Annotated in this window: 18 protein-coding genes and 1 pseudogene; 2 read left to right on the top strand and 17 right to left on the bottom strand. The window is 61.0% G+C overall.

Going from position 1 to position 19,286, the window contains the following annotated elements:
* A complete protein-coding gene (locus tag AB4037_RS03740) occupies window positions 1–966 on the bottom strand; it encodes an ABC transporter permease (RefSeq protein WP_441770578.1) in 966 nt (321 codons plus the stop codon).
* 83 nt (window positions 967–1,049) lie between these two features.
* Window positions 1,050–2,162, bottom strand: a complete 1,113-nt coding sequence (locus AB4037_RS03735; RefSeq protein WP_441770577.1) for a sugar ABC transporter substrate-binding protein — start codon at window positions 2,160–2,162, stop codon at window positions 1,050–1,052.
* A 326-nt stretch (window positions 2,163–2,488) separates the two neighbouring features.
* Between AB4037_RS03735 and AB4037_RS03730 the strand changes: the two genes are divergently transcribed.
* A complete protein-coding gene (locus AB4037_RS03730) occupies window positions 2,489–3,130 on the top strand; it encodes a TetR/AcrR family transcriptional regulator (RefSeq protein ID WP_434960548.1) in 642 nt (213 codons plus the stop codon).
* A 220-nt stretch (window positions 3,131–3,350) separates the two neighbouring features.
* Here the strand turns inward: AB4037_RS03730 and AB4037_RS03725 are convergent, their stop codons facing one another.
* The 9 genes and pseudogenes from AB4037_RS03725 to AB4037_RS03685 form a co-directional block, all read right to left on the bottom strand.
* Window positions 3,351–5,147 (bottom strand): flavin-containing monooxygenase, encoded by a 1,797-nt coding sequence (locus tag AB4037_RS03725; RefSeq protein WP_441770576.1) that lies wholly within the window; start codon window positions 5,145–5,147, stop codon window positions 3,351–3,353.
* 230 nt (window positions 5,148–5,377) lie between these two features.
* Window positions 5,378–6,169: pseudogene (locus AB4037_RS03720) on the bottom strand (ABC transporter ATP-binding protein).
* 149 nt (window positions 6,170–6,318) lie between these two features.
* The gene (locus AB4037_RS03715; protein WP_441770575.1) at window positions 6,319–7,212 is read right to left on the bottom strand and encodes a sugar phosphate isomerase/epimerase family protein; all 894 of its coding nucleotides are present in this window, start codon (window positions 7,210–7,212) and stop codon (window positions 6,319–6,321) included.
* A gap of 35 nt (window positions 7,213–7,247) precedes the next feature.
* A complete protein-coding gene (locus AB4037_RS03710; RefSeq protein ID WP_441770574.1) occupies window positions 7,248–7,715 on the bottom strand; it encodes an SDR family NAD(P)-dependent oxidoreductase in 468 nt (155 codons plus the stop codon).
* Complete coding sequence (locus AB4037_RS03705; protein WP_441770573.1) at window positions 7,712–8,485, bottom strand: SDR family NAD(P)-dependent oxidoreductase; 774 nt, start codon at window positions 8,483–8,485, stop codon at window positions 7,712–7,714. Before AB4037_RS03705 ends, AB4037_RS03710 begins: the two co-directional genes overlap by 4 nt.
* A gap of 49 nt (window positions 8,486–8,534) precedes the next feature.
* Window positions 8,535–9,218, bottom strand: a complete 684-nt coding sequence (locus tag AB4037_RS03700) for a class II aldolase/adducin family protein (RefSeq protein ID WP_434960543.1) — start codon at window positions 9,216–9,218, stop codon at window positions 8,535–8,537.
* A 97-nt stretch (window positions 9,219–9,315) separates the two neighbouring features.
* A complete protein-coding gene (locus tag AB4037_RS03695; protein WP_441770572.1) occupies window positions 9,316–10,071 on the bottom strand; it encodes a DeoR/GlpR family DNA-binding transcription regulator in 756 nt (251 codons plus the stop codon).
* A gap of 36 nt (window positions 10,072–10,107) precedes the next feature.
* Window positions 10,108–11,517 carry a rhamnulokinase gene (locus AB4037_RS03690; RefSeq protein ID WP_441770571.1) on the bottom strand — a complete coding sequence of 470 codons (1,410 nt, stop codon included), beginning with the start codon at window positions 11,515–11,517 and terminating at the stop codon, window positions 10,108–10,110.
* A 315-nt stretch (window positions 11,518–11,832) separates the two neighbouring features.
* Window positions 11,833–12,201, bottom strand: coding sequence for a winged helix-turn-helix transcriptional regulator (locus AB4037_RS03685; RefSeq protein WP_441770570.1), 369 nt, complete (start codon window positions 12,199–12,201; stop codon window positions 11,833–11,835).
* Between the two features lie 126 nt (window positions 12,202–12,327).
* On the opposite strand from AB4037_RS03685, the gene AB4037_RS03680 reads away from it, so the two are divergent.
* Window positions 12,328–13,161: an enoyl-CoA hydratase/isomerase family protein gene (locus AB4037_RS03680; RefSeq protein WP_441770569.1), complete on the top strand. Its 834-nt coding sequence runs from the start codon at window positions 12,328–12,330 to the stop codon at window positions 13,159–13,161.
* Window positions 13,162–13,237: 76 nt separating this feature from the next.
* Here the strand turns inward: AB4037_RS03680 and AB4037_RS03675 are convergent, their stop codons facing one another.
* From AB4037_RS03675 to AB4037_RS03650, 6 genes are all read right to left on the bottom strand, one after another.
* Window positions 13,238–14,014, bottom strand: a complete 777-nt coding sequence (locus AB4037_RS03675; RefSeq protein WP_441770568.1) for an SDR family oxidoreductase — start codon at window positions 14,012–14,014, stop codon at window positions 13,238–13,240.
* A 10-nt stretch (window positions 14,015–14,024) separates the two neighbouring features.
* Window positions 14,025–15,302, bottom strand: coding sequence for an L-fuconate dehydratase (locus AB4037_RS03670; protein ID WP_441770567.1), 1,278 nt, complete (start codon window positions 15,300–15,302; stop codon window positions 14,025–14,027).
* Window positions 15,303–15,322: 20 nt separating this feature from the next.
* A complete protein-coding gene (locus tag AB4037_RS03665; RefSeq protein WP_434960536.1) occupies window positions 15,323–15,571 on the bottom strand; it encodes a fumarylacetoacetate hydrolase family protein in 249 nt (82 codons plus the stop codon).
* Window positions 15,572–15,596: 25 nt separating this feature from the next.
* Window positions 15,597–16,541 carry an ABC transporter substrate-binding protein gene (locus AB4037_RS03660; RefSeq protein ID WP_441770566.1) on the bottom strand — a complete coding sequence of 315 codons (945 nt, stop codon included), beginning with the start codon at window positions 16,539–16,541 and terminating at the stop codon, window positions 15,597–15,599.
* A 67-nt stretch (window positions 16,542–16,608) separates the two neighbouring features.
* Complete coding sequence (locus AB4037_RS03655) at window positions 16,609–17,607, bottom strand: ABC transporter permease (RefSeq protein ID WP_441770565.1); 999 nt, start codon at window positions 17,605–17,607, stop codon at window positions 16,609–16,611.
* Window positions 17,607–19,148, bottom strand: coding sequence for a sugar ABC transporter ATP-binding protein (locus AB4037_RS03650; protein ID WP_441770564.1), 1,542 nt, complete (start codon window positions 19,146–19,148; stop codon window positions 17,607–17,609). Before AB4037_RS03650 ends, AB4037_RS03655 begins: the two co-directional genes overlap by 1 nt.
* Window positions 19,149–19,286: the final 138 nt, after the last annotated feature.

The following is a 19,286-nucleotide window of genomic DNA, read 5'->3' as shown; positions in this document are numbered from 1 at the left end:
CTATTTCACAAAGGCCAGCGATCGACGATCGGTGGACAGATAGACTGCTGTGATGACCAGGAGGCCGAGGACGCCATCCTGCACGTAGCTCGGCAGGCCGATCACCACCATGCCATTGCCGATGACATTGACGATCAGCACGCCGACCAGTGTGTTCCAGACGCCGCCGGCTCCGCCCCAAAGCGCCGTGCCGCCGACGACGACCGATGTGACCGAGACGAACATGAAGTTTCGGCCGGTCACGGTCTCGGCGATGCCGATCTGGGCTACGGCGAGAATGGCTCCGAGGGCGTAGAAGACGCCGGCGATCATGAAACAGATGACCCGTACCCTGGAGACATTGAGCCCCGATGCGTGGGCCAGGTCCTCGCCGCCTCCGACGGCGTAGAAATTTCGTCCGATGGTCGTCTGTGTCTGGATGAACCAGCCGGCGACCACCGCCGCAAGCGCCACATACGCCATCAACGGGAAGCCGCCGAGACGATAGGTGAGCAGCGAGCGAAAGAGAGGATCCTCGACGAGGATGCGGTCACCGCCGGTGATCAGCAGCGAAAGACCGATGCCGACGAAACCCATCGACAGGCTGGCCATGAAGGAAGGAATCTTCAGGCGGACATGGACTAGGCCGGTGACGGCTCCGAAGATTGCACCGACCGCCATAGCGCCCGGGATCGCCAGCCAGCCCCAGCCGGCAAGGGAACCGCCCAACGCCCCGAACAGCGTGGCAAAGAGCACCGCGCACACCGCAACCGAGCCTTCCATCGACAGATCGATGGAGCCCATCAGGATGACGAACGTCACGCCGACCGCGACCATCAGCGCCGGCGTCGACGAAATCGCGATGCGGGCGAAATTGCGCACCGACAGGAAGTTGGGATTGACGACCGAGAAGAACAACACGAGCGCCAGGAGCACCAGGACGGGTGCCCACTTTTGAATATTGTCCTTGGTGAGCAAGCTATCCATGTCGCGCTCTTGCATCGGAGGGAACGGGACGCGGCCGCATGCCCTCCTCCTGGAGGGCGTGCGGCCGGTGCGGGAGGAAGGGATCAGGACTTGTACTGGATCTGCCCCTTGCTCGGGCCCCAGAAGTCCTTCCAATCATATTTGGGATTGGTGTCGAGATATTTGGCTTTGAATTCCAGGGCGTCCTTGGGCGTGACCAGGATCGTCGGCCCATAGAACTCGCGGTGCTCCTTGGGTTCGCTCGAAGGCTTGAAGGCTCCCGTCGCTGCGTAATAGGCGAGCGCCGCGCTGATGCCGCCGCCCCAGTAGGGGTTGGTGAAGACGGTCGCCAGGATCTGTCCCTTGGCGACGAGTTCCACAGCCTGCTGGTTGCCGTCATAGGAGACGACGGGCATCCCCTCGATGCCCTCTGCACGCAGCGCCTCGAGCACGCCGTAGGCAATCGTGTCGTTGGCGCAGTGAACGCCCTTGATCTCGTCGCCATAGCGCGTGATGAAGCCGGCCATGACCTGATTTGCCTTCTGCGTATCCCAGTCTGCCGGCTGCGCATCGAGCAGTTGCACGTCGGGATAGTCCTTGAGGGCCTTCTTGAGCCCGTTGAGGCGCTCGATGGCGGGATTGTTGGAGGCGATCCCACCCAGATGAACCACGCCGCCCTTCTTGCCCATGGCGTCCATGAGGATGCGGGCAGTCTGCTCTGCCGGCCCCTCGTCCGACCAGGTCATGTGGGACACGTAGTGGTCGCCGAAGTCCCAGGGATGCAGGTCGTCGGTCTTGTTCCAGATGGTCGAGACATAGGCGCCGGCGGCCGCAACGGCCTCCACCACGGGACGGCAGTTCGGCGCATCGTTCGCATCGATCGCCAGTGCGACCTTGCTGCCGTTCTTGCCGAGCAACGCCTTGACGTCCGCCAGCGACTTTTCGCTGGATCCCTCATTGATGAGGTTGACCAGTGCGGTCTTGGGCAGCCCCAGGCTCTCGACGAAGGCCTCGCCGCCAGAGACGATGTAGTTCCAATAGGGATTGGTCCTGTCTCGATAGCTCCAGGCTATCGTCGGGCTGGATGCTGCCGCCCTTGCGGCAGTCGAACCCAACGCTCCGAGCGTCGCCAACCCGCCCAGGCCATAGGCGGATGCCAGGAGCAGATTGCGACGATTGATCGTCTCCTGCTCGATGAATTTCTTGATGAACGACATGTTTTCCTCCCTGCCGACCTTCGCATCGCGCCGCGCTTTTGAGCGCCATTGGACGCTGTCGCGTTCTCGATATTGCACTATCTAGTTACTTCGTTATCGTCGATGTGTCAACGCTGCCGGATGCGCGGGCACAGCCTCGGATCATTACGGCAAGGGAAAGCGGGAAAGTGGAAGCGGCACTGGCGCAGCGTCAAAGTAACCAGTAAGTTACCAAAATTCTTGATCGAATCCGCCGACCGGCCGACAAAGCGTAACTGGAAAGAGGCACGCGGCCTCGAGTACCATCACGGACGGCTCCGCATCAGGCGACGCCCAATGAGGTAGGAATGCTCACCAATCCCCCCAAGCGACCCCGGATCCGAGACGCGGAAGCCACGCAAGCGAGAATCCTTGCCGCGGCGAAGAAGGAATTCTCGAAAAACGGACTTGGCGGCGCAAGGGTCGACATCATTGCCGAACGCGCCAAGGCCAACAAGCGCATGATCTATCATTACTTCAAAAGTAAGGAGGATTTATTTCAACGCGTCTTGGAAGATGCCTATTCCGACATACGAACGGCCGAGCAAAAGCTCGATCTGGAACGACTGCCCCCCAAGGATGCGCTTGAGCGCCTGGTGCGATTTACCTGGAATTATTACCTGAAGAACCCGGAATTTCTGACGCTCGTCAACAGCGCCAATCTGCACAAGGCAAAGCACATCAAGAAATCCGAAGTCGTGCGCCAGGTGAGCACGCGCTTTGTCGACATGGTCGGGAAATTGCTTGATCGCGGCGTCGAGACGGGTGAATTCCGGTCAGGCATTGATCCCGTTCAACTGAACATCACGATTGCAGCAATCGGATATTACTATTTTACAAATCGCTATACCGGTTCGATTGTCTTTCAACGCGACCTCATGACCCCCGAAGCGCTTGAAGAACGGATCCGTTTCAACGTCGATACCATCATGCGGCTTGTCGAGGCCTGATATCCGGTCTCGAAGACGCTGATCTGCATAGGCGATTTTGGATTTCCCCCGGGACCGCCAGCATCTTGCTGGCTTCCGCCCGCAAAGGTCCCCCGCCCAGGAGCCAGCAAGATACTGGCAGTCCCAGGACGAGGCACTATTGTGCGCCCCGTCCGATGTGGATCTCTCCGCCGTTGCATCGGTCGCGGCGGTCAGCCACCGGCCAGTCTTTTCGCCATCGTCATACCAGATGATGAACCAGCGGCATCCCGAACACCGGCGTGGGCAGGCCTTCCATGCGCGCCTTCAACTGCAATGCGAGATATTGGGGGTAATGGCGGGACTGGTGCAGGTTTCCGCCATGGAACCACAGCCCTTCCTGCCGGGTCGGCTTCCACATGTTGCGCGGTTCACCCTCCCAGGGGCCTGGATCCTTGGTGGTATCGGAGCCGAGCCCCCAAACCTTGCCCACCCTGTCCGCGACCTCCTGCGAAATCAGCCTGGCGGCCCAGCCATTCATCGAGCCATAGCCGGTGGCGTAGATGATGAGATCGGCCGGCAACTCGGTGCCATCGCCGAGCATGACGCCGTTCCGGGTGATTTCGCGGACCCCCACGCCGCTTTTCAGCTTGATGTCCCCGTTCGCAATCAGGTCTGACGCCCCGACATCGATGTAGTAGCCCGAACCGCGCCGCATATATTTGAGAAAAAGGCCGGATTCATCGTCGCCGAAGTCGAGCAGGAAGCCGACCTTTTCAAGTCTCTCCAGGAGATCGGCATCCGCGGCCTTGATGGACGCGGTCACGGGCCTGAGAATTTCCGGCATGAGGCTGTAGGGCACCGAGGCATTCAACAAATCGGCCTTGTCGGTATCGATGCCCTGCTCGAGCGCGTCCTCCGAATAGAGCCGGCTGGTGCCAAACTGGAAGAGCGCGTCTGAACTCGCGACATGGGTCGAGGTTCGCTGCACCATGGTGACATCGGCGCCCTTCTCCCACAGATCGGCGCAAATATCGTGGGCTGAGTTGTTCGAGCCGATGACGACGCATTTCCTGCCGCTATAGGCATCACTGCTCTTGTAGCGGCTGGAGTGGCATTGTTCGCCTGCAAAAAGCTCCATGCCGGGAAATGCAGGTTCATTGGGAATACCGGACATGCCGGTCGCCAAAATGAGGTGCTTGGGCGTGAGCGTAACCGGCTTGCCCTCGCGCGAGACTTCCACGGTCCATTGCCCTCGCGCGGCATCGAAGGATGCCTTCCGACAAGGAGAGGAACTCCAGACATTGAGTTCCATCACCTTGGCATAGGCTTCGAGCCAGTCAGCCATTTTGTCCTTGGGCGTATAAACCGGCCAGTCATCGGGGAAAGGCAGATAGGGCATGTGGTCGTACCAGACCGGATCGTGAAGGCAGAGCGACTTGTAGCGCTTGCGCCATGAATCGCCCGGTCTCTCATGGGCCTCGACGATGAGGGTCGGCACACCGAGACGCTTAAGCCGGGCCCCGAGGGCCAGGCCGCCCTGCCCGGCTCCGACGATCACGCAATAGGGCTGGGTCTCGGTGCCCAGGAGGCTCTCTTCCTCCTGCCGTCGCTCCAGCCAGGTCTGCCGATCGCGGTGTACGCCATGCTGGGCACCCATGACGCGGCGGCGCCCTTTCTTTTCTTCGAATCCCTTCAGTTCCTCCATCGAGGTCAGCAGCGTCCAGCACAGATCGCCCTTGAGGCGGATATAGCCGCGACAGCGCGCTTCGCCGGTTTCAAACGTGAAAAATCCTTCGATGACGCCATCGGTTTCCGACACCTCGTCCTGCACGGCAAAGGCGATGGGCCGCGTGCGCGCCAAGGTCGCATCGATCAAGCCGCCAACGCCTTCCCTGCCCTCCGCAGTGTAAAGGTTCCAGGTGAACGCCAGCAGATCGCGCCAGTAGCAACCCTCCGCGAACAGAGCGAGGAGCCCGGATTTGTCGGCAGCCGCCGCGGCGAGAGCAAAGCGATCCAGCCACCTCGAAAGCTGGCCCTTTGCATCTGATCTACTCATGGCATTTCATCCCTATGTTTTTTAAAGCGCGCCTCATTGTGATCCGGGCGCCCGCAAAAAGCGGCGATTTAACAACGCATACCGGCAATCCGTATCGCCAAAAGGCCGTTATGCAGACGTAATACTATGGATTCTTCTCGCACCTCGTTCTTTCAGCACCAAATGGAGGTGATCACAAAGTATGTGTCAAGTAACTCTGAAACCGAAATCGATCGGGAAGGAATTGCGCATCATGCGGCAATGGCCACATCGTGCTCATCGAAGAGATGCACGCGGGACGCATCAGGCGTGAGGAAGATCCTATCGCCGGTCTTGAAGCGCCTTTCTCCCACGGCGCGCACGGTAATGGTTCCGAGCGATGGCACGTCGACATAGAGCAGGGCGTCGCTGCCGAGTTGCTTCTCCAGGGACACCGTGCCGTCCCACAGCCCAGCATCGGGGGAATAGAGAACGTGCTCGGGGCGGACGCCGAAGGTCATCTTCTGGTCCAGCCGGGTGCCCCGCCCATCCGGCAGAGCGACTTTCGAGCCACCGGCGAGCTCCAACTCCTTGTCGCCGCTCGGCATCGCCGGCACGAAGTTCATCTTGGGCGAGCCGATGAAGCTTGCGACGAAAAGGTTGGCGGGACGGTCGTAGAGTTCGAGCGGCGTGCTGAACTGCTCGGCATTGCCCGCCCGATCGCCACTTGCTGGCGATTTCCTGCTTGGGCATGCCGGCGATCTTCAGGCCGAAGCCGATATTGTCACACACGCTCATATGCGGATAGAGCGCGTAGGACTGGAAGACCATGGCAATGCGACGGTCCGCCGGCGCGAGCCGGGAGACATCCGTGCCGTCGATCAGCACGCGGCCGTCCGACAGCTGCTCCAGGCCGGTGATCAGCCGGAGCAGCGACGACTTTTGGCAGCCCGACGGGCCGACGAACACCACGAACTCGCCGTCCTTCACCTCCAGGCTGACATCGGAGACGATCTGATGGACCCATATTTCTTGCTGACACGGTCGAACTGAATGCTTCCCATGGTCACCTTCTGATGGCTCACACCGAAAATCATTGAAAATGGCTCTTGGTTCCGTCTCACGATTTTCGCCAAACCTTTGATTTTGCATCGAAAATCGTGAGGCGCTCAAGTCGCGTATGCATCAGCATCTTCGCGACTTGGTATCCGATCTAGACGAGGCTGCTGCGGCCGCGCTTTTCGGTCTCATAGGCAGCCTTGAGATGGGCCTGCGTGAAGGTCTTGGCATGAGCGGCGAGGTCGTCGCCGTCGTCCCACAGGTCACGCCAGATGCCGAGAATACCTTCGAGAGGCTGGCCGACGACCCGGGAGGAGAAGGATTCGAAGGTGATCGGTCCCTGGTAATTGGCCTTGGCGAGGGCGCGGAAGATCATCTTGAAATCGATCGAGCCGGTGCCGAGATAGCCGCGATTTGAATCGCCGGTGTGGAAATAGCCGAGCAGCGGTCCGGTCTCGACGATGGCGGAGGCGACGTCGGCCTCCTCGATGTTCATGTGGTAGCAGTCGAGATGGACCTTCACATTCGGGGCGCCGATGCGCTTGCACATCTCGACCGCCTGCGCCGCCGTGTTGAGGACGTTGCTCTCATAGCGGTTGACCACCTCCAGCCCGAGGGTGATATCGCTCTTGGCCGCCTGCTCGGCGACGCGCTGCAGGACCTCGACGGCGCGGGCGACACCATCCTTTGTGGGCGGCACGGCATATTTCTGGAACGCCGAATAGATGATCCCGCAGATATGCGTGCCCTTCAGGTCTCGGGCGATGGAGACGATGTCGAGAAGGCGCCGTTCGCCGCGCTTGGCCATCTCGGGGTCGCCATTCGAGATATCGGTGGTGGCATCGAGGCCGAGGGAGAAGGTGATGCCGATATTGGCTTTCTCGAGTTCGCGCCGCGTGAAATCCACGTCGAATACGCTCGGATCGAGGGCCGGCGCTTCGATGATGTCATAGCCCAGTTCCGCCGTCTTCCCGATGGCGCGAGCGCACTGTTCGTGGCTCCAGCCGGGTGTCCAGACAAAGGCGTGCAGTCCCAGTTTATTGTTCACGATGCTGGTCTTTCTTTCAGCGGAGGTTGATGGTTTCAGTGGAAGATGATGCCGCCGCAGACGTTGAGCGCCTGCCCGGTGATGAAGGATGCATCATCGGATGCGAAAAAGGCGACGGAGCCGACGACATCCTCAGGATATCCCAGGCGCCCGAGCGTGGTCTTCTCGATGACTTTCTTGAGCGACTCTTCGTCCCGATAATTGTTGCGGCCCATGTCGATGTCGATGATGCCGGGGCAGACCGCATTGACGGTGATGCCGTCGAGGCCGACCTCCATGGCCAGGATATGGGTGAAGCTGATCACCGCGGCCTTGCAGGAACAGTAACGCGCCCCGGCCTTGCGCTGCCGGAAATGGCCAAGCAGGGTCTTGGTCACCATGAAGGTGCCCTTGGTGTTGACGTCGTACATGCGGTCCCACGCGTCAGGCTCGATATCCTCGACCTTGTGGACCGACAGGACACCCGCATTGTTGACCAGGACATCGATGGTGCCGCATGTCACCAGCAGGTGAACCCGCCGTCTGCCACCACCGTGGTTCCCGTCATCAGGCTGGAAGCATCACAGGCCAGGAAATGCACCACCGATGCGATCTCGTCCGGCTTGCCGAGGCGGTGCATCGGCGTGTCGCGCAGCCAGACATCGATCATGCCGTCATTGTCGTGCCGGTACATTGTCATCGCCGTCTCGATATAGGTCGGCGCCACCGCATTGACCCGTACGCCACGATCGGCCCATTCCGCAGCCAGAGACGAGGTCATCTGGTGTACCGCGGCCTTGGCCGCATTGTAGTAGGTCTGCTTTTGAGGGCGGTTCGAAATCAGGCCGGACATCGAGCCGATATTCACGATAGCCCCCCGCCCCGCCTTGAGCATGTGGCGGCCGAACGCGCGATTGCACCAGAAAACGCCATTGTAGTTCACATCGTTCACGTGCAGCCAGTGCTCGTCGGTCACATTCTCGGCCGCCGTTCCCGAACGGGCAATGCCCGCATTGGCAACGAGGATGTCGACCCGGCCATGGTCCCGCACAATGCCGCCGGCCAGCGCATCAACCTCGGCGGGCTTGGTCACGTCGACCTGGCGCACATCGACTTCATAGCCCCTGCGCGCCAGTTCCGCCTGCCCTTCGGCGGCGATCGACAGGTCGATGTCCGCGATGACGACTTTTGCGCCATTTTCCAACAGGGCTTCGGCGCAACTCAGGCCAATGCCACGCCCCCCGCCGGTGACGACGGCAACCCGGCCGTCAAGACGGAACTTGCGCACATACATGGGATCCTCCCGTTTGCGGATATTATGGCAATACAGGTCGAGCCCGCTCTTATTCGGCAGGCCGATCGAGGAAGGGATGGCGTCCGGGCTGGGCGAATTTGGTGCGGCGGATATCGAGAAGCCTCTCGATCTGCTCGGCGTTGAATTCCTTCGCGCCGCCATAATGGGCCGCGAGGTAGACGACCTTGGCGTAATAATCGAGCGCTTCCATCTTGAAATAGGCACTGGTGAGATCGTGCCCGTAGGACAGCGCGCCATGGTTTTCCAGGAGCAGGGCGTCATATCGGTCGAGATAGGGAGCGATCGCATCGGACAATTCGCTCGTCGAGGGCAGCGCATAGGGCGTCAGAGGCACCTCGCCGAGGAACATGGTGGATTCGGGCATGATCTGCTGCGTGATCGGCTTGCCGCAGATGGCGTGAACGGTGGCATAGAGGGGATGGGCGTGCACGACGGCCCGGACATCGGGACGACGGTCGTAGACGCAGAGATGCATCTTGATTTCGGTCGAGGGACGAAAACCCCTGTCTTCGAGAAGAGCGCCCTGCCGGTCGATCCGGCAGATCATGTCAGGCGTCATGAACCCCTTGGAGACGCTGGTCGGGGTGCACAGCAAGGTGCCGTCATCCAGGAGAACCGAGAAGTTGCCGTCATTGGCGGCGCCCATCTCGCGCGCATAAGCGCGCCGCCCGATTTCACAGATATATTCGCGCAATCGCAGATCGTCTTGCATGCCGGGCACCTCATTGGTCGCCCCAAGTTTTCGTATATTCGGTCAAAAAGTCAATAATTCAGACATTATATTTTCTGTATTTGCCCGCTTATATCCATTACACGATCAGCTTCACCTCGTTCCTTTCGAACAATTCGCGCCATTCCGGCGATGGCTCCCGGTCCGTGACCACGAAATCGATGGGTCCGAAGCCGCAAATGCTGATCAGGGCCGTCTTGTCGAATTTCTCGCTGTCGACGAGGAGGCAAACCCGTTGTGCGCTCTCGATGAAGGCGCGCTTCACGTCCGCATCGGCCATGTTCGCCTCCATGAGACCGCCGGTCAGCGAGATTGCCTTGCAACTGATCAGGGCGACATCCGCATTGAACTGGGCGATGGTCTGGCCGGCCAGCGGGCCGACGAAGGTCATCGAGCGGCGCCGCAATTCTCCACCGACCGACATGATCGTGTAGGGGGGCAGGCTGGGGTCCGACAGGATGCGTACGGAATTGGTAATGAGGGTCAAATCCCGCCGGTTGCCAATCGCTCTCAAAGTCTCATAGGCCGTCGAGGACGAATCCATCATCACCGCGTCGCCGTCCCTGACGAGCGTCGATGCCTTCCCGGCGATCGAGCGCTTGGCTTCGATGTTGATGAGATGCCGTGTCCGATAAGGCAGGTCTTCGGCTTCGCCCTGGAGCGCGATCGCGCCCCCATGCGTCCGGCTGAGGAGGCCCTCTTTTTCGAGCTTGTTGAGATCGCGCCGTATGGTCTCTTCGGTGACCCCCAGTTCCTGGCTGAGTTCGGCCACCACAACGCTGCGGTTGCGGGTGACAAGGTCGAGTATCCTGGTTTTTCGCTCAACCGCCAACATGCATCACCGGATCACCTGACCAAATATCGGAACGTTTCAGACAAGATCGCGAATGTCCGCGGACTGTTCAACCAGAGCCCGCCCTTCTTCCAATGATTTTATCTGGCCCAGGCCAAGGAGCTGAACCAAGGCATTGCCCCAGGAACTCGCTTCGGCTGGACCGATCCGCACGGTCTTTCCGGCACGGGCGGCGATCCTGTCACACAGAACTGCATCCCGCACGCCACCGCCACACAAAGTGAGGCTCGGCAGCGGACGGCCCGTCAGCTTCTCGATCGTCTTGACCGCAGAACCGATTTCTGCGGCCAAGCCATTATAGACGGCCAGCGCCAGGCCTCCGAGGTCGTAGGGAGGAAAGGTGCCGTTCCGCGCACATGATCGGCGGATCGCCTCGATGATGTCCGGGGGATTGAAGAAGAGCGGATCGGATGGATCGATGGCGGGCGTATCATCCAGGGCAGCGGCTCTCGTGACTTCATCGGCGATCCCGGCAAACGTCACCGGCCGGCCGTGGCGCTGCTGCCAGGCAGCCCGCAATTTCTGGATGAGATGCAGGCCGTTCAGGCTCTTGACCAGGAAGGTACGGCCGAGAATGCCGCCCTCATTCCCGAAGCCTGAGGCCCGCACGCCATCATCGAGATCGGGCACACGCCGCTCCAGGCCGATCAGGGACCATGATCCGCAGATCACGAAGCCGCCGCCATCGGTTAGATCGAGCGCCGCTACCGCGCTGGCCGTATCATGGGCCGCGACCGAGATCACCGGAACCGGCCCCAATCCCAGCCTGTCGGCAAGTTCACCGCGCAGCGTGCCATAGACCTCGGCAGGGCGAATGATGGGCTGCAGTAGCTGCCGCGGCAGACCGAGCCTTTGGCAAAGCTCGGTACTCCAATCTTCCGTACGGGCATCGACGAGCCCGGACGTGCGCGCCAGGCTCAGTTCGGACCGCAGGTTCCCGGTCAGATGGTAATTGACGACATCGGCCATCATCAGAAGGCCGCGGCTCTTTGCCAGTTCATCGGGGCCATGCCGAGCCTGGTCGAAAAGCTGGCAAATCGTATTGACAGGCAGGTCCTGCGCGCCCGAGATCGCGTAGAGCTCTTCCGGGGCGAGCCGCAAGGCTTCCCGTCCGCGCTGCGAGCGCGGATGGCGGTAGTGATAGGGCTCTCCTACCAGCCCGCCGGCATGATCCAGCAACGCATAGTCCAGGCCCCAGCTATCCACGCCGATGGAATCGAGCGAACCGACCTCGACCCTGCACCGGCGCAGGCTCTCCTCGATCTCATCGAAAAGGCACGGGAGGGACCAATGAGGGCCGTCGTCCCTTTCGACCGCATAGCCGTCGAAGCGGTGAATTTCGTCGAGCCGTAGCTGGCGGTTCTCAAACGTAGCCAGCATCGCACGGCCGCTGCCGGCTCCAAGGTCAAGTACGAGACAACGCGTCATCGCCTCTTTCCGATTTCCAACCTTCCGCGATAAACAACATTATCGGGCAGACTCGACAGGTCGATTGTTGTCAAAAGTCCGAATTAGACATTAGAGCCCAACGCAGCCGACCGGCAACCGACAATTGCCGATTAGGCGGGATGATTGGGAGGTCCTTTTGATCGGAGGGAGAGCTTCTTCTCTTTCGCATCGTGACCCAACCAGGATGGAGGTTGCCTCTAGCCATCGCGGACCGGCTCATCCAGCGGACGATGGCATGACCGGCCACCAGGTGTGGGAACGGCCCGCTGGTGCATTCTGAGGCGGAGCGGCAATTCAATCGCTCGCTGAAAGTACGTCATAGCTGCGCTGGCAATCCTGAATCACGCCCATGTTCTCGACGGTCCAGTCGAACAGGGTGGCAAATGGGCCCTGCAATGATTGGCCCAGCGGTGTCAGCGCATACTCGACGCCGAGCACGCGGCCAGACAACACTCGGCGGGTCACCATGCCATTGCGCTCCAGCTTGCGCAGTGTCTGAGTCAGCACGCGCTGCGTGACCCCATCAAGACGGCGCTTGATCGCATTGAAGCGACGTGGCTCCCGCAGCACCGCCAGCACCATCATCGACCATTTGTCGGCGATCTGATCGAGGATCACGCGGCTCGGGCAGTCGGCACGGTAGATCGGATCGGTGTCATCCATCGGTATCCTCCGGCATCCCTGGGATGCTTCAGGTGCGTAATTGACGCTAGGTATCCAATGAATACCATATGATCAAAGGCGTGAAAGTCCAACGCCCGGTATTCCCCGAAACAAAGAGAAGTAGATATGACAGACGCAGACTTCAGCAAGCTCCGCATTTCCCAGGCGGATGGCGTCGCGACGATCACGATCGACAATCCGCCGGTCAACGTCCTCGATGTGACTTTGATGGGCGAAATCCGCCGCCTGCTCCTGTCATTGCGCAACGATCCAAACACGCGCGTGCTGGTTTTCCAGAGCGCCGATCCAGAGTTCTTCATCGCCCATGTCGACATGACATTGATCGACGAACCGCATGCCTTCGACGAGCTCGTGCGCGATGCTCCTGACGGGCTCAACCCATTCCAGGCGTTCGGCGAACTCCTACGGGAGCAGCCGCAGGTGACCATCGTCAAGCTCTCCGGGCTGGCCCGAGGCGGCGGCGCAGAGTTCGTTGCGGCAGCCGACATGGCGTTCGCCGCCCAGGACCGAGCAGGGCTCGCGCAGTGCGAGGCGTTGATGGGCATCACCCCGGGGGGCGGCGCCACCCAATATCTATCCAGTCGGATGACGCGCGGTCGCGCTCTCGAGGTGATCCTAGGCGGCGATCTCACCGATGCCGCGATGGCGGAGCGCTACGGATGGATCAACCGAGCCTTGCCGGCGGCAGAGCTTGACGATTTCGTCGATCGGCTGGCGCGCAACATCGCCGCGTTGCCCGAAGGCGTCGTCGCCGCCGCCAAGCAAGCCGTGCCTGTGACAGACCTGCAAGAAGGCTTTCGCCGTGAGCATGACGCCTGGGCCGGACTTTTCGAACGCCCCTCAGCCGAAAAGCTGATCCGGGGCGGCCTGCGGGCCGGCGCACAGACCAAGGACGGCGAGCGCAATCTCGAAGGCTTGCTCCGCGCCCTGGCCATCTGACCTGCGCCGCTACGATCTGCGCTGATCCTTGGTCAGACTGAATGCCTGCCCTCACCGCTCCGCCAAAACGACCTTATCATACCAGAGCGCGATCGAGATGCACGTAACCGCCGTCGACGAAGAGCCATTGGCCCGTGGTATGGCTGGAGGCATCGGACAGGAGGAAAATCACCGTATTGGCGATTTCCTCGGCCGTCGTCATGCGCTTGCCGAGCGGGATACGGCGCGTGATGTCCTGCAACCGCGCTTGCGGATCCTCAAAAGTGTTCAACCAACGCTCATAAAGCGGCGTCATCACCTCGGCGGGGATGACGGCATTGACGCGAATGCCGTCCTCTCGCAACGCCGCCGCCCATTCGCGGGTGAGCGCCAGTTGCGCGCCTTTCGCGGCCGTGTAGCCGCTCGTATTGCCCTGCCCCGTCAACGCCGTCTTCGAGGAAATATTGACGATCGAGCCTCTCGAAAGTCGCAATGCAGGCAGGCAATGATGGGCAAGGGTATAGTAGTGGATGAGATTGCGCTCCAGCGACGCACGGAAATCGGCCGGCCCCGCCTCCAGGCCAACACCGTCGTTTGCACCGGCATTATTGACCAAGCCATCAATTTTACCGAAGGCGTTGCAGGCCTCCGCGACGGCCATTTCGCAGGCCTGGTCTTGCGTCAGATCGGCCCTCACGAACAGGGCCGCGGGTGAAGCCTCGCGGAGGCGCCTTTCGAAATCAGCGTCCAGCGGGCTGCGCCCGAAAATGACGGGAATCGCGCCCTCTGCCGCAAGCCCCAGCGTAATCGCCCCACCGATCCCGGCGCCACCGCCGGTCACGATGAAGACTTTGTCTTTCAGACCAAGATCCATTCGTCTCTCCTCAACCGCGAAAGCGGAAATCTGAAAGGGTCTGTTCCTTCATCTCGATCGAGAACCCCGGTTCGCACGGCGGCATATAGGCAGCTCCCTGGATGATGCAGGGATCCTTGAAATGCTCGTGGAGGTGGTCGACGAACTCGATCACCCGCCCGTCCCGCGAACCGGAGACGACGAGATAATCGATCATCGACAGATGCTGCACATATTCGCACAGGCCGACGCCGCCGGCATGAGGGCAGACGAGAAGCTTGTATTTCGCTGCCATGAGCAGCACGGCGAGAACCTCGTTGATGCCGCCGATGCGGCAGGCATCGATCTGCACGACATCGATGGCGCCGCGCATGATGAACTGCTTGAACATAACGCGGTTCTGGCACATCTCGCCGGTCGCGACCTGTACCGGGGCCACGGCTGCCCGGATCCTGCGATGCCCCTCGACATCGTCGGGACTGGTGGGCTCCTCGATGAACCAAGGCTTGACGAAGCTGAGCTTCTTCACCCAGTCGATCGCCTGGTCGACTTCCCAGACCTGATTGGCGTCGATCATCAGCTTGACATTGGGGCCGACGGCTTCGCGGGCGATACTCAGGCGGCGAATATCGTCTTCGAGATCGCGCCCGACCTTCAACTTGATGTGGTTGAAGCCGGCCTCGACAGCCTCCCTGGCAAGGCGGCGCAGCTTCTCGTCGCTATAACCGAGCCAGCCGGCAGATGTCGTATAGCAGGGATAGCCTTCCTGCTGCAGCGTCTGGAGGCGCTCGGCCTTGCCCTGCTCCAGCCCACGCAGGAGGTCGATCGCCTCCTCGGGCGTGATGCAGTCCGTGATGTAGCGAAAGTCGATGCAGCGCACGAACTCTTCCGGCGTCATGTCCGCGACGAGCCGCCAGACAGGCTTCTTCTCGATCTTCGCCCAAAGATCCCAGACCGCATTGACCACGGCACCGGTGGCAAGGTGGATCGCACCCTTGTCCGGACCGATCCAGCGCAACTGGCTGTCGGAGGTCATGTGACGCCAGAAGGCGCCCATGTCCTTGGTGACCACGTCCATGTCGAGCCCCACGACGAGATGCCGAAGCGCCTCGATGGCCGCGCAGCAGATTTCATTGCCGCGACCGATGGTGAAGGTGAGGCCGTGCCCCGCGAGCCCGCCCGTATCCGTTTCCAGGATCACATAGGCAGCCGAATAATCGGGATCGGGATTCATCGCATCCGAACCGTCGAGATGCTGCGAGGTTGGAAAGCGCAGATCGAGGACCTGCATGCCGGTGATGATGGTCATGAAAACTATTCCTTGGAAGATCAGGCCGCGACGACGCGCTGTTTGCGTTCGCCCAAGCCCTCGATGCCCTGTGAAACGGTTTGGCCGGGCTGCAGATAGACGGGCGGTTGCTGACCAAGACCGGCGCCCGGCGGCACGCCGGTCGAGATAATGTCACCCATCTGCAGGCGCAGGAAGCGGGAACGACAGGAAATCATGTAACGGACGGCGCAGATCATGGTCTTGGCTCTGCCTTGAGCAGATTGAAGCGGGACGATGCTTCGGCGCACCGCCCCGTAATTGAGGGAGCCATACTCAATCGTAGAGGACCGCCTTGATTTCCGGCTGATCGATGTTGCTCTTGTCGTAATAGTAGAAACCGGTATCGATCTTCGGTGGCAATGTCTCGCCCTTGAGGGCCTTGACCGCCGCCTCTACCGTCCTGTAGCCGATGCCGACCGGATTCTGAGTGATGGCACCAGCCATCACGCCGTCGCGAATGGCCTTGATCTGGGCAGCACCGGAATCATAACCGATCACGACGAGCTTCCTGCCCGCTTCGCTCACGCCATTGACCACGCCGATGGCCGAGCCTTCGTTCGAGCCGAAAATCCCCTTGAGATCGGGATTGGCCTGCAGGATCGACTTGGTGATCTCGGTCGATTTGAGCTGGTCGCCGTCGCCATATTGAATGGAGACGATCTCGATCTTGGGGTAGGCTTCCTTGATGCGGTTGACGAAACCGTCACGCCGGTCGATGCCGGTCCGGCTGGTCTGATCGTGCACCACCAGCGCGATCTTGCCTTCATTGCCGATGAGCGCGGCCATCTTGTCGGCGGCCAGCGCCGCTGCAGCCTGGTTGTCTGTGGCGGCAGTGCTGAGCGGAATCGGGCTGTCGACGCCGGAGTCGAAGGCGATCACCGGGATTTTGGCATCCGCCGCCTGCTGCAAGAGCGGCACAGCGGCCTGACTGTCGAGTGCAGCAAAGCCGATCGCTGACGGTTTGCGCGAGAGGGCAGCGGCGAGCATGTCGATCTGCTTGTCGACCTGGGTTTCCGATTCCGGCCCTTCGAACGTCACCTTGACGTTGAAATCCTTGGCCGCCTTGTCGGCACCGGCCTTGACGGCCTGCCAGAACTGATGCTGGAAGCCCTTCGAAATCAACGCGACATAAGGCTGGTCGGCAGCCTGGGCCGCGGGAGCCAAGCCGGCAAGCGCCAATGCGGCGGCCGCTCCGAGCATCATGCGTCTGGTGATCATGGACGTCTCCTTCCTAGGTTATGAGGGTCTTGAGCTTTTCACTCTTTGGTCCGGCACGCCCGCACGCCTATTGTCGACGCTGGCGCAGCATGTCGAAGAAAACGGCGAGGATGATGATCGAGCCGGTGGCGACGAACTGCCATTCCTGCGGCACCGACATGATGCGCAAGCCATTGGACAGGACGCTGGTGATCAAGGCTCCGATGAGCGTCCCCAGAATGGTGCCCCGCCCGCCGCTGAGCGAGGTACCACCGATGACGACGGCCGCGATGGCATCGAGTTCGTAGCCCTGGCCGAGTGCCGGCTGGGCCGAGTTGAGACGCGAGGAAAGCAGAATGCCGGCAATGCCGCAGATACCGCCCGCAAGGGCATAGATGGCGATCTTCCAGGCGTCGACATTGACACCCGACAGGCGCACGGCCTCCTCGTTGGATCCCAATGCGAAGGTAAAGCGGCCGAGGATGGTGCGGCCAAGGATGAAGCTGGTGACGATCGCCACGGCGAACAGCACCAGCACGCCATTGGGCAGCGGCAAGCCTGGAACGACATCGCCGACCAGCGAACCCAGCGAGATCTTGCTGTAGCCCGGCGTCGAGTTGAAATAGATCGGCTTGGTTCCCGAAATCAGCAGGGCAGCTCCCTTGAGCACCAGCATCATGCCGAGCGTCGCGATGAAAGGCGGGATCTTCAGCTTGGCGACGAGCGTCCCGGAAAAAATGCCTACCGCCGCGCCTGCCAGGATCGTGCCGATCACGCCCATGGCCAATGGCATCTGCCCCCATGTGAGGATCACGCCGGCAATGACGGCGCAAAAGGACATCAGCGTGCCGATCGACAGATCGATGCCACCGGTGATGATCACCAGGGTAGCGGCGATGGCCAGCACGCCATTCACCGTGGTCTGCTGCAGGATGGCAACGAAATTCGACGATTGCAGGAAGCTGTCGGGTCGCAATATCCCGAAAACCGCCACGAGCGCGATCAGGCTCGCAAAAGCCAGCAATTTTTGCTGCGCGTCGGCGAAGCGCTTGGAAGTAGGCGCGCCGGCTGCTGTCGTACTGCTCATCAATGTCCTCCCCGATGGTCGCCTTGCGCTATTTCGGCTGCCACGCCGCCATGGCGTTGGGTTGCCAGGCGCATGATTTCTTCCTGCGAGGCGCCTCCCGGCAGCATGCCGGTCAAGCGGCCCTCGCACATCACCGCGATGCGGTGACTCAGCCGAACCACCTCCGGCAATTCGGAGGAGATCACGATGATCGCCTTCCCCTCCGCCGCGAGGGCGTTGAGCAGTTTGTAGATCTCGCTCTTGGCGCCGATATCGATGCCCCGCGTCGGCTCGTCGAAAATGAGGAGGTCGCAGTCACGCAGCAGCCATTTGGCGATGACGACCTTCTGCTGATTGCCGCCTGACAGCAGGCGCACGGTCTGGCGGTCCGACGGCGTCTTGATGGCAAGACTCGCCATGTAGTCCACCGCCACCTGGCGCATCGCCCCTTCCCTGAGCATGCCTCCCGCAGTGATGAAGCGCCTCATGCTGGCAAGGACGACGTTGTTTCGCACATCCATGCCGAGGGCGAGGCCAAAACGCTTTCGATCTTCCGACAGATAACCGATGCCGGCCCTCACGGCGTCTTGCGGCGTGTGGATGGAGACTTTGCGCCCATGCATGAAGATCTCGCCGGCCTCGCGGCGGTCTGCTCCGAAAATAGCACGCGCAACCTCGGTGCGCCCGGCTCCCATCAACCCGGCGAAGCCGAGGATCTCCCCTTTCCTGATCGCGAAGCTGACGTCCCGGATTTCGCGCCCGCGCCGCAGCCCCACCACCTTGAGCACTTCCGGCGCGGCGCCGAGGTCGGGGAAAACGGGTGTTTCGTCCTGCAGCGTACGGCCAACCATCATGGAGATGATGGTTTCAAGCGGCGTTGTCGCCGCAGGCACGGTGGCGACATATTCCCCGTCGCGCATCACCGTGACCTTGTCGGCAATGCGCTTGATCTCGTCCATCTTGTGGGAAATGTAGACGATGGCGACACCGTCTGCCTTCAGCCTGGCAATGATGGCGAAGAGTTCGGCGATCTCGGCATCATTGAGCGCCGCCGTCGGCTCATCCATGATCAGGATGCGCGAATTGAAGGACAGCGCCTTGGCGATTTCCACCATCTGCTGGCGCGCGACCGTCAAGCTGCCGACCGGCGTGCGCGGATCGAGTTGCAGATTCATTTCCGCGAAGATCGTTGCCGCCTGGGCATTTAGCTTGGCTTCGTCCAGCAGCAGGCCGGCTGCCTTGCGCGGCTCGCGACCGATGAAGATGTTCTGGGCGGCGGTCAGGTCATTCATCAGGTTGAGTTCCTGGTGAATGATGCAGATGCCCAGGGTCTGCGCCTGTTTGGGCGAGGTTATGGTGACCGGCCTGCCATCGAGCAGGATCTCGCCCGCATCAGGCGTGTAGATGCCGGAAAGGATCTTCATCAGGGTCGATTTGCCGGCCCCGTTCTCGCCCATCAACGCATGGACCTCGCCGCGCATGAGCTCCAGCCGCGCTTGACGAAGGGCATGCACACCGGGGAACGTCTTCTCAATTGCCGTCATCGAGACGATTGCGTTCATGACCTCTGGTCCATGTGGCTTGCGCAAAAATGAGAGGCGATACAGCTAGGCACGAGTCTACCTGCCGAGGATCGAGATCCCGGCTCCAGTACTTTGGCTTTACTTGCGAGATCGGCTCGAACGAGATCCAAGCCCCGT

Source organism: Labrys sp. KB_33_2, assembly GCF_052114505.1.
Lineage (GTDB): Bacteria > Pseudomonadota > Alphaproteobacteria > Rhizobiales > Labraceae > Labrys.
This window is presented reverse-complemented; position numbering and strand designations above follow the sequence as displayed.